General features: G+C 53.5%; 8 protein-coding genes. All 8 read right to left on the reverse strand.

Going from position 1 to position 11974, the window contains the following annotated elements; all coding sequences use genetic code 11:
* Window positions 1–31 precede the first annotated feature (31 nt).
* Complete coding sequence (locus tag B5G37_RS11180; RefSeq protein ID WP_158099408.1) at window positions 32–1738, reverse strand: SpaH/EbpB family LPXTG-anchored major pilin; 1707 nt, start codon at window positions 1736–1738, stop codon at window positions 32–34.
* 96 nt (window positions 1739–1834) lie between these two features.
* Window positions 1835–7600 carry a prealbumin-like fold domain-containing protein gene (locus tag B5G37_RS11185; protein ID WP_143482934.1) on the reverse strand — a complete coding sequence of 1922 codons (5766 nt, stop codon included), beginning with the start codon at window positions 7598–7600 and terminating at the stop codon, window positions 1835–1837.
* Window positions 7584–8525, reverse strand: coding sequence for a class C sortase (locus B5G37_RS11190; protein ID WP_087257523.1), 942 nt, complete (start codon window positions 8523–8525; stop codon window positions 7584–7586). The genes B5G37_RS11185 and B5G37_RS11190 overlap by 17 nt, the downstream gene beginning before the upstream one ends.
* A gap of 616 nt (window positions 8526–9141) precedes the next feature.
* A complete protein-coding gene (locus B5G37_RS11200) occupies window positions 9142–9858 on the reverse strand; it encodes a hypothetical protein (protein WP_143482935.1) in 717 nt (238 codons plus the stop codon).
* Window positions 9859–9937: 79 nt separating this feature from the next.
* On the reverse strand, window positions 9938–11131 hold the full coding sequence (locus tag B5G37_RS11205; RefSeq protein ID WP_087257529.1) for a site-specific integrase: 1194 nt from the start codon (window positions 11129–11131) through the stop codon (window positions 9938–9940).
* A gap of 101 nt (window positions 11132–11232) precedes the next feature.
* Window positions 11233–11433 carry an excisionase gene (locus B5G37_RS11210; RefSeq protein WP_087257530.1) on the reverse strand — a complete coding sequence of 67 codons (201 nt, stop codon included), beginning with the start codon at window positions 11431–11433 and terminating at the stop codon, window positions 11233–11235.
* A 74-nt stretch (window positions 11434–11507) separates the two neighbouring features.
* Window positions 11508–11714, reverse strand: coding sequence for a helix-turn-helix domain-containing protein (locus B5G37_RS11215; RefSeq protein ID WP_087257531.1), 207 nt, complete (start codon window positions 11712–11714; stop codon window positions 11508–11510).
* The coding region (locus B5G37_RS11220; RefSeq protein WP_204217915.1) for a sigma factor-like helix-turn-helix DNA-binding protein at window positions 11711–11974 on the reverse strand (264 nt) is incomplete at its 5' end. The genes B5G37_RS11220 and B5G37_RS11215, both read right to left, overlap by 4 nt.

An 11974-nucleotide genomic window follows, 5' to 3' on the forward strand; every position in this document is an offset into this window, starting at 1 on the left:
TGGTTACTCCTTCCGGTTAATAGGCTTGGAATTAGCGGTTCCCCTTCTTGCGGTACATAGCCAGCAGAATCACGCCGATGGATAGCAGACCCAATCCAACAGCAGTGAGTAGCAGGGTGCCTGCGCCGCCGGTCTGGGGCAGGTTGAAGCCGGAATCGTTCTTGGTGTTCTCCACGGAGAGGGATACCAGACCATTGGTCACCTGAGCGTTGTCGCCGTTGACGGTGGCAGTGGCAGTGACCTCGCCGTCTTGAGAAGCATTCGTTGCAGTAATGACAATGGTAATGGGTGCATCCAACAGGGTGTAACCATCCATGGTGGCAGTCTCTTTCAAGTGATAGGTACCCGGCTCCAGGCCGTAGAGCTTCAGCGCACCATCGGTGCCCACATACATGACAACAGGAGAGGTCTCCTCCGTGGCTGCCATCCAGTAGCTACCGGTGCCGGATGCCACAGGAATTTTGGCGCCTAACTGCCCTTGGTTGTCTTTGTATAACTCAAAGGAAATTGTGTTTGGGGAAATGGTGTCGTTGGCGTCCGACAGGGTCTTGGTCAGATCGATGCCATACGTATACAGGTCCACCTTGGCCTCCTGTGTGTCGGCGCTGTTTCCCATACCTTCGCGCTGATAGGTGGCTTTTGCGGTGTTGGTGAGTTTGCTGGAGAAGGCCACATCCGTGGCCACCGCAGCGTTGTAAGTAACGGTAATGGTCTGCTCGGTGCTCAGGTTCGCATTCAGAGCGGCCAGACCGCCTGTTGTTTGGGTATTAGTCAGGGTAATGGTGAGGACGCTGCCCGTATAAGAAACCGTATACTGGGTGTCTTTTGTGAGAACAGTCTCACCCAACTTCACTTGCACAGAATTTGTGTCAATGTCCAATGTGCTGCTGGTGTTGGTATCGGTGATGGCAAAACTGGTAAAGCCGTTGGCGGACCCGTTTCCGGTGGCTGCCGCCGGGATGGTGGTGGTGACCGTATACTTCAAAGTCTGGCCGGCGTTGACGTAGATATCTCCATCCGCATAGGCAGTGCCGTCCTGATCGTCCACGGTTTTGCTGATGGTAATATCATCTGTGCGCACCTTGGGGTAGGCGTACACGGTGTTGGTCCAAGCGTTGTTGACATACATGGGCACAGATACCAGGAAGGGCACCAGGTCGGTGGTGGCGTCAGCAGGCAGCTCGCTCTTGGCCAGCAGATACAGGCCATAGTTCAAATTGTCAAAGGTGGCAACGCCGGTGGCGCGTGTCACCAGACTTTCAGCCCTGTTATCTTCATCATTCAGATGCGCCTCAATGGTTGCCTGATTGGCTTCAAGAGCCACGGCCGTTTGTACATCCTCGGGGGCAAAGTAGTGGGTGCCATTCTGGCTGGCAATGGCGTTTGCGGGCACCAATCCCAGCAGGGTGCAGATGTTATCGCTCAGCCCAAAAGCCACCTGGGTGGTAACTTTGTTGTTGGTATCGGTGCTGGTCAGTTCTACCACAGAACCGATACGCAGGGCGTTGATGCCCACGCCTTCCACAGGGTTGCTCAGGCCCTCCGTGATTGGAGCACCGGTTCCCGCATTGCCGGGATTCTGGTCATAGACTGTGACCACGATTTGGCCGTTGGTTCCCGTCTTTTCCTTTACCGAATTTACGGTGCCTGCCGCCAGTGCACTGGTGCCCAGCAGACCCAAGGCCATGACCAGAGCCATGCCTGCGGCGAAGAGCCGTATCCCTAGTTTGTGTTTCATAACTTTTTCCTCACTTTCTCCATTCATTGAGATACTTGGATGTTCTGGTGTTTAATTTCCAGTGGAGAGGGACCGCGTCTGCCCTCTCCAGCTACGTTAGGAATGTTTTTTTCTGCGGCGGGAAGATGTCACCATACCGTATACGGCGGCGGTGGACATCAGGCCCACCCCCAGGAACATGGTGGTGTACACCCCGCCGAAGATTCCGGAACCGGGCAGATAGGGGATGCCCGAGTTGACCACGGTGTAGGTCACCGTGTAGTAGGTCTTCTCCCCTACGGTGTAGGGAGCGGTAATATACATGGGCTCTGCCAAACGGTTATATCCCTTGGGGGCTTGGGTCTCGGTCAGGCGATACAGGTATCCATTTCCATCTTCCGACACTTGGGCACTCAGATTATAGAAGATAGCCTTTCCGTCCGTGCCGGAGGTGGCTGTCACGGCTTTGAAGGTTGTGTCCACAGCATAACTTTTACCGTCATGCAAAATCGGTCCGTTGGAATTCTCCACCAGCCGCTCCAATTTGAACTCCGCGCCTGCCAGGGGTACTTGGCTGGCGTCCACCTTTTGTATGATCAGTTGGGCTGTGGCCAGATAAACATCCACTTCCGTACCGTCGGACACCACCAGGCTGTTGCCGGAGGGAGACCAGTCGTCCACGTAGTAGTCCAGATGCAACTGGGCGATGTCCGAAAGAACCAGCGTATCATGGTTAGTTGCATCCACGGTAAAGGTGGTGGTTGTCCCGTCCTGTGTCAAGGTGACGGTCATCTCTTTGTAGCGATCATACAGAGATTTCTGGGCCTCATTGGTACTGCCAGAATAGGTGCTGTAGGTCTGGGCCATGGTCAGCAGTCGGTCATAGGTGGATGCCATATCGGTCAGGGAGATGATCTCGCCGCTGACGGCTGGGATGTTGCTGATGGTCACTGTGTCCTTCGGTGAGTAGCTGCCATCCACCATCAGGTAGTAGGTGATGGAGTAGCTGATTTGTGCGCTGTCCCTGACGTAGTAAAAGAAAATGTTGTTGGCAGCTGTATCCGTCTGGAGCTGCAACTCTTGGCTCCAATCCTGATAGACGGTGTATCCGCTGACAGGGGGAGCGTTTTCCACCACAAACGTTGACTCAATGCTGCTTACTTTCACTGATTTTTGCTCCACACTCAGGAAATAGGGAGCCGTAGTATCCACCTGGAACGAACGATCAAAGGTGTCCTGGTAGGAGTCCAGAACCCCCTCCGCCACCGCCACGGACAAGTCGATGGCGTAGATGTTGTAAACCACTTCATCGGTGGCATTGTAAACAAAGAAAGCATAGTAGGTGTACGACCCGTCCGATTGTTCCACCCGGTAAGTGTTCCCGGTCACCGACGCCAGATCATCGCCGGCAATGGTCTGGGTTCGGGAATCGGCGTACAAATCAATGATTGCCTGGGTGGGAAGCCATTTGGACCCAACGTTGTCCGTGCAATATTCCCAGGCTGTCTGGGTATAGGTGCTGCCGGTGTACAAGTTGGCCAATTCTTCCGTGGACAGGATGTAATACTCTGTGTCGCCGATGGTGATGGTGCCATTGCTACCGATTGCGATTGAGCTTCCGCCCTTTGGCGTAAAGCTGTTTATTCCGTCCTCTACAGCATTTTTTTCCACCAGATGGTAGACAAATGCCTTTGCGTCCCCTTTGGGCTCCCAGGCTGCATAAAGCTGCAAGTCACGGACCACAACGGAAGCATCGTTGGTGTAGCTGAAGCGATAGCCGGTCTGCTCCGGGTAGTAGAACAGCTCGCCGTTTTCATCCTCGTACAGGAGGAAGGCGTCTCCCACATGATTGAGATACACATAGTCCTCTGCGTAGGAGTCCAGGCTCTGACTGCTTGTCAGCACATCCTTCAGGTAAGTCTTGTCTCCGGATGTAGGTGCATCGTCAAAGTAAAACCATCCGTTAAAGGTATAGCCTGTGCGGGCTGGCTCCGTGGGCTCTGCCAACACCGTGTTGACGGCGGCATTGATGTTGATGTAGTAATCATGGTTATACGCAGATCCCTTGCCCATGTAGCAGTAATAGTGATCCACCAGGCGGGTTCCCTGGAGGTCCACGCTGCTGTTTTTGAGCATTTCCTCAACCGTGAGATTTTCGTTCAGCACCCAATGGTTCCCCGTTCCATCCTTATGGGCCACATCGACAACCTCGCAGACATACAGGGTATTCACGAAGAGTCTGTCGCTGTCTTTGCTTTGGACATACCAATAGAGGGGGGCGTCCGGCGTCTCGGCCTGATGGGGATAATAGATGTAGACCGAGTGGCCATCGTTGGTCTGGCTGGTGGTCAGGGTGTAGTCGATGCTGTCCGTCCAGGTGCCGCCATTGAGCACATAAGAGGTGGTGTACCGAGGGGTAAACCAACCGGCATACAAGGTCTTGTTGGAGGTCATGGTCCTCATATCGTTGTCGGTTTCCCATTCCACATGAATTGTCTGCTTCTGGTTGCGGTACCAGCGCCAGAAATAGTACTGGTTCTCCCCAGCGGACTGATAGGGGTACGCCAGCTTGCCGCCAGTTTCATCGGTGAGCCAGGTGATGATTTCATCCTCACTCAGGGGGATCAGGTAGCCACCATAGCGGATGGAAGCCATTCCATCGGCATTGACCGACTCCCAGCCCAGCTCTTTCAGAGTTTTGGCACCTTCCTCGTACTGGGACAGACAGGAAAATTCGGTATCCAGAAGCTCTGAGGGGATGATGTATCTGTCATCCACATTCTGGATGTCCAGGGTATATGTCTCCCGGGTGTAGAAGAAGTAAATGCTGCCGCCTGTACTACTATCAAGTCCCGAATAGCTTTTTCCCACGGAAGTAAAACCTTGGCGGGATGGCTGGTTCTGGCCGGATCGATTGGATGAGGAATACTGGGTATCGAAGTCAGAGGAATACACATATACCGTTCCGTTCCAGGAAACATACTGCCCATCCGAATAGTCACTGTAGTTCGCCGTATCAGGAGAAAAAGGCGTCACGTTGGTGTCGGAGACAGAAACAGTGGTATCCAGCACCTCGTAGAGGAAGTAGTAGTAGTACTCCGAAGCGTTGCTGGCCCAATAGGCCACCATCTGATGGGCGACCGTTCCGTTACCGCTGTCTGCCGTGGCCTTCCAATTAGTTTTACTGTTACCCTCGGCCACCACATTCAAGTCCATGGTGGAATAAACATTCAAGATATTTTTCTGGGTGCTCCCCTGAGTGAACACATTGCGGTAGTAGCTGTCGGCGTCTGTACCCTGGCTAATATATGTGTAATTATGATACGTTCCATTGATATTTTCCACCGTGGGCCAAAGGGCGGAGATATCCGCCTCGAACCGGGCGGTGAGGGTGTAGACGTAGCAGGTGTAGTTTGTTGTTTGCCGCCCAGTGGTAGTAGAAATGGTCTTGGTACCATAGCGTCCCACAGCGGAACGGGAGTCCCGGTCCATGGACTCGGTAATCCGGTAGGTTTTCTGTACCGTCAAATCGCCATAGTCTCCACCATTTGTTGTTGTGGTCACACCATCCTCTGCCGGAAAGTCCGTAAAGGCAAAGCTACTTGTTCCCACATCCGTCCATTGGGAGTCGCCAAAGGAACCGGTGGTATTGTAGGCCACCTGAAGGTTGTTGCCGTTTTGTCTGGCCAGCACAAATTCCAGGGTATACAGGTTGCGGGTATAATAAATGTTGATGGTGGTGGTGCCGTCGCCGTTGACCTTCACCGTGTAGGAGTCCGTGGTGATGGCGCCGTCTGTCACGTTGCCGGATCCTGTATCCTGGGCGTTTGCCACGTTGCCGGGGCTGGTCTTGGTGTTGGCCTCACTGTAAGAGAAGAATGTGGTGTAGTCTCCATCGGTTCCATAATGGCTGGAGATCAACGATTGAAAACCTTCGGACACCACAGTGTTGCCGTTGCTTTCGCTTGGCCAGCCCGTACCGCTGATGGTCACGTCTCCATTCAGGCTTACCCTCAATTCTGCCTCGGTGGTGACGCCCTGAATGGTTTCGGTATAGGCGTTTTGGAAGCTGGCGGAGTTTCGGCTCTCCAACCAATAGACCAGACGGATGGAGGTGGTGGCTGGGGTCCATCTCACCACGGCGTACAGATCATAGGCTGGCATTGTCTTGTCAGCATCCGCAGTGTCGATTGCTACTAATTCGCCCGACTCACCCAGCCGATACCAGTCGATGTCTTGTTCCTCAACTTTCGCATAACCCTCGCGGGTGAGCTCATCGAATTTGTCGCTCAAATTGGGAAGCTTCGATCCGTATTGGACTTTGATGGGGTCGATCTGCACCTCGGTGGTACCAGTTTGGAAGTATATGAAGTAGCTGGCCCGGTCGTAGTAGATCTTGATGGTGGCGATGGTTCCGTCTTGGTTAAAATCAATGTTTGGAGTCTCGTCCCGAAGCATCACGCCTTCGTTGACAGCAGACTGAGAGTCTGCCCGAACCTGAAAGCCTTCAAAGCTTACACCTTCAAAATCCGGCTGGTCTTGGATGGAGACCCTGCTACCGTATACGGTGTTTTTCCCACTGATGGTGCCCACCAATGTGTAATCTTGTGCATGGTTCACCGACTGCTGGTAATACTCCACCTTATACTGGATGGGAGCTGGCATATAAATGATGGTCAGGGCCAGAAAGTTGGTGGCGGATGTATTGTCTGCGCCAAATACCGTATCGATATCCACGGTCGCGGTACTTCCATTCCAAGTAACGCCGTCTTTTTGGTTGGGGCTGGCCGTGTAATGCGAGATTTCAGGAATCAGGACATCAAAGGTCAACGTTCTGTCATTGATGTCAGCTTCGGTTTTGGTAATGGCGAGGGTGTTGCCCGCTTTGGTACCGTTCTCATAATAAAAATATACGTTGAACACATAGGACTTTTTTGCCTGGAATTGGGCGGTAAAAGTGGTGTTCTGGAGCACGGTAAAGCCGCCGCTGCCGCCGGATGTCATCTTCCAGGTGGTAAAGTGGTACCCGTTCTGGGTGGGTGTGGCTCCGCCGTATGTAAAGTAGGGCACGCTGTCAATGGTAAACGTATAGTAGTAATGGTTGTCTTCCGCTACGTGACGAGTCACTAGGGCACCTGTATGCTCTGTGTCTCCCACAGGGATATCCACGGTGGCGGTATCGTTGTCATCCCATTCCACACCTTCGTCTGTCCAGGGGGTGTTGGGCTCCACCCACAGGGTGGACCCGTAGGGGACGTTCACCTTCCAGATTGTTTGTGCGCCGGACTGGAAGGTGGCGGTGTAGGTGGCGACCTTCCACTGGGCGGTGATGGTGCTGTCTGCCCGAATGTTCACAGTCTGGGTACCGGTGTCATCCGTCATCTCCCCAATCTTCCAGCCTACAAAGTCATACCCAGCCCGGTATGGCTTGTTGGGGAGCAGCTCCCCCAGAGTGCCATCGGTGGTGATGTTTACGCCATCTCCCGCCTGGGACTCGGTGACCGAGTGAGTCCACTGATCGCTCTGGCTGGCGGACTGGCTCCATCCCGAGCCTTGCAGGCCGTTGACCTGACCGCCGTCCAGATCCAGGGTCAAGGTGTAAGTGGCAGGCTGCTGGGTCTCATTCTCCGGCAAGGTCACGCCCGCACCGCTGTTTTCCGGGGTGTCTCCCTGCTCTGCAGTGACCGGCGTACCGTCGGGGTTCAGTTCCCCTGTTCCCTCCCAGTCCGTCTGGGGTGGAACGTCTCCAGCTGTGTCCTGGGTTGTGTTGGAGGACGTCGTTCCCACGCACTCTGCCAGGACGCTCATGGGTAGCATCTGCACCACCAGGAAGAGCGCCACAACCAGGGCTAAATATTTATAGCGTTTACTTTTTATCATCATGTTCCTTTTCCTTCCCTGGAGATCGCCTCTCCTTTTTCCGGGGCCACAACAGCAGCCCTATGGCCAGCATCATCAGTGGAATCGCCAATAAGGGCAGCCACTGCTCCAGTTGAATCCTTCTTTGGCTGGATGAATGTTCCGTATGGGAAGTGTCGGACTCCGCCGCATTGGGAATCTGTGTGCCACCAATGGGCGCATCGTCTGACGCATCGTCTTCTACTGCCGTGCAGTATACCACATAGCGATAGGTACCCTCGGTGTAGGGATGACAGGTCACCAGTGTCAACAGTTCCCTGCCCTCTTGAATCAGCACCGCATCAATGTCATCGGGAAGAATGATGTCGGTACTCTCCACCTGATATGTCTTCTGTCCCCAATAGGTGGTCAGATAGACAGAATCTCCAGGCTGCAGCACCTCAATTTCTCGAAAGAAGGCGACACCGCCATATCCACGATGGCCGGCAATGACGCAGTTGGTATTCACACCACCTACGGGCATACTGGTTTGCCCTAAAACGGCAACACCTTTTGCCATATTCTCTTCTGTTGCTCCCAGATAGACGGGCAATTCCTCGCCCATGGCAGGAATATGCAAAACGCCTATCACATCTGTGGACAGTCCGTACTCCGTGAAATCGAACGCCGCTTGTTCGTAGCTCCAGGCATCGGTCAAACCGCTTTGCCCGCTTTCATATAACTTCTGATTGTAGTTTTGCATTTCCTCCAGCAAGTTCTGATACGCATTTGCGGATTCGGCTTCTTGCGCTGGAGACTGCTCCTGTGCACGTTCTATTACTTGTTCAAATACAGTTATCTCTCTATCCATATGGTGCTGTGCTACCCAGGTCGATAGGGGATTATAAAGCAGGGCCACCATTCCCAAAAGCAAAAATACCCCTGCCAATATTCCGGTGATTCGACGCATACCTAAATTCCTCGCTTTATTGAGACCTCTGTATTTTTGAAGAAAACAATATGAGGTTTTTGCATACACAAACCCAAAGACGTACGTTCACTTTTAGCTTTAAAATCCATGGGGTGTATTATTTTGGAGATCAATATACCGGACATGACAGGGGTCAAAGTCTGTCAAAAGATCCGGAACCGCTTCTCCGTATTCCCGATGGTTGCGATTTACCACGAATAGTACTTGGTCAGGAAGTATGTCAGCGTTGCCCGGAATGCGGACTGTGAGGGATTCTATAATTAAATCTATAAATTTCCAAGCTTTATAAGCATTTTTACAGTCTATATCGTGGACACAACGCATTTAGACTTATTATACCAAGTATAACATAAATGTGGAAATATCTCAAGACGGCGCGGTCCAGCTCCCTGATGTTTAAGGGGGGGATGACCTGACTAGTGCAAGGATAGGAGCTTTGCCCAGATCAGATCATATATCCTGCGAGTGCTGAAGCGAGCAGGGCTGTCCAAGCTACAGTTCCACCATCTGCACCACACCTATACACGCGAAGGAGGGGAAGGAAACCTTATAGTGTTTTGTTTGATGCACGAATATGTAGCCGATATCTATTGGGTTAGTTATGAGAATAAAAAGCTTTCAGTAAAGCGTCTTTGGCTGGGTGATTGGAATAATTGCACAACAAAAGCCCGTCATGATAAGCATAATCACTAATTGCGTTTTCAATTTTTGTAATTTCATTGAAATATAACGATAATGGCCGGTTGGACATGATGTTTTTTAAATTTTCACTTGTTGATACATTTTCCGTATTGGATCCATCAAAAAAGTAAAGCTCGACCTCATGTTCACATCCGTCCAGGGAAAAACCACAGCCGGCAGACGCACCAATATAGGATGGTTCTTTATCGGAGATGTTTTCGATGTTTAACCCATAATTTTTCAACCGATCCCAATAATTTGTAATTGGAGAGGGGAGTAAGTGAGATAACAGGGACTCTAATCTATGAAGCATTTCCTCTTTCTGAGGGTATATTTCAAAATCAGGGGTCAGTTTCCGCTGCGTAAAGTAGGAATAGGCCATCAATAATTTATATAAAGTAAAAGTAGAAACATCTGTAGCCAGAATTTCCATGAAATTCTTTTGAAAATATGTCACAGACCAGTCTTTATACTTTCTCCATGCTTGGACAAAAAATAGATTCAATTTGTTATATTGCATCTGTGACCATCCGTTTTCCTTTAAAGAAACCGGTAGGTGTTTTTTCTGGGTTTCTGAAAATTCTTGAATGCCGGTGAAGCCAGTGTTTTCGGGGCTTCCCGGCATTTTCACATACGGAAGACGGTCACGAATGATCCCCTATTTTCTCGGGTTTCTACCATGGAAAGCAGTATGGGAAGTAGTAAAACGATCAGCCCGTAAGCCGCGCCATTTCAGCCATTGCGCTGGCGAAGTCCGCGTGCGCGTAGTAATTCAGCGTCATAGTGATGCTGGCGTGGCCCATGATGTACTGCAACGCCTTCGGGTTCATGCCACGGTTCGCCATTGTGGTGCAGAACGTGTGCCGCAGGGTGTGGGGCGTCATGGGCCTCGGCAGCGGCTCATCGTGAGTCCGGTCGTATTTCTCCGCGAGTCCTCGAAACATGTTGTCGTAGCTGTCGCACGTCCTCGGGTTCCCCCTGCCGTTGAGGAACAGGAAGCCGGTGTATCCGTCGATGGTTGGGGACTTCACGCCCGCATTGCGGGCGATCACACGGCGGAACGCCCCGGCGACCTGCTGGCTCATGGGGATGCGCCGGTACCCGCTCTCGGTCTTGGGCGGGGCGATGTAGCAGCCTCGCTTCTTGCCCCGCAGCAGTTGGTGGTCCACGTTGACCGCCATGGCGTCGAAGTCGATGTCCGGCTCGGTCAGCCCGCACAGTTCGGAGATGCGAAGCCCGGTGCCGAGCAGGATGGTGAGATCGTCCGTGTATTTCCCGTACACCTTGTCGCCCCGCATGAAGTCCAGCAGGCTTTCCGTCTGCGCGGGGGTGAGCGGCACCTTGGGCGTGGTGTCGTCCTCGATGACCTCGTTCAACCGGAATCCGAAGGGGTTGCGGCGGATGAAGTCGTTCTGGACGGCGGTGTGGAACGCGGCGTTGAGGGCGCGTTTCCCATGCCCGATGGTCTGGTAGGCCATCCCGTTCTCCTTCATGCGGACGGCCCACGCCTTCGCGTCGCAGGGCCTCACGTTCCCGATGGGCATGGCCCCGAGGGGGTCTTCCTTCAGCTTGCGCATGAACCAGTCCCGTCCGGCCTTGGTGCCGTCGCGCACGTTGCCGCGCTGGGTGGTCTCCAAGCCGTAGAGCTGGACGACGGTCATCCTGCCGCCCAGATGGTCGATGCCGTCCTCACGGTCGCGCCGTATTGCCTCCTCCTTCTCCCGGAGGGAGGGGCCTGCGCGTTTCCCGGCGGGGACCGGATCGGTGGGGGTCAGCTTCCATGAGTACACGTACTGTGGTTTTCCATAGGGATCGATGTATTTGAACGCATATCTTCCGTCTGTTCTCTGGCTCTCTCCCGTCCGCAGGACTCGGTTCCTGCGGTCGCGTCGTTTCATTGACATGCAGATGCTCCTTTCCGACACGGAAAGAGCCTTGATATGCCAAGCGTATTATAGCATATCCAAGGCCCTTTTGAAAGATTTGATTGTTTAGATCGCGTTCGTTAGATTGCGTCGGTCGCGTCTATCATCCGCTCGAAGATACGGCGCTTGATCTGGATGCGGTTGCCGTTCATCACGACCCATTCGGGCGTGGGCACAGCCTCGGCCATCCGCCGCAGCTTGTTCTCGCCGATGCGGAAATACCTTGCCGCCTCCTCGACGGTGAGGGTGTACTTCTCCCAGATCGGTATGTCCCTGTCCATTCCTGCCACCTCCCTTCCTCCCGGCAAGACACAATACTATGTAGCATCATTGCTATCATACAGTTTTGCTGGGTTTATGGTTTGAAGTGGAGCATGGCGGTGAGGAGCCTGCCCTGCATCTCGGTCTTCATCTGCGTGTCCACGCCGTATTCGGTGTGCCCGCCCTCATCCACGAAGGCGTGTGTGCACAGCCCGTCGATGGCGGAGTCGAAGTGTTCCAGCACCTCCTCGGCGGCAACGGGGTCCCCGTGGGTAGCGGCGACCACGGTTTCGTAGGTCATTGCCCGCACCTCCCTTCCAGCAGGTCCCGCAGGAGCCGCAGGGCGGCGTTCCGGCGGAACTGGACCGTGGACCGGGGGATGCCGAGATGGGTGCCGATCCTGCCGTCAGGCCATTCGGCGAAGTAATGGAGCAGGACGATAGCCTGTCCGTCCGCGTCCAAGGCCCGGATGGCGTCGGCCATGTCCGGATCGGCCACCGTCACGCCCACGCCGCCTACGTCGAACAGCGACTCGAAGCAGTGCCCGCAGGCGGGGCATGT

It is taken from the genome of Pseudoflavonifractor sp. An85 (genome assembly GCF_002161235.1).
Lineage (GTDB): Bacteria > Bacillota > Clostridia > Oscillospirales > Oscillospiraceae > Enterenecus.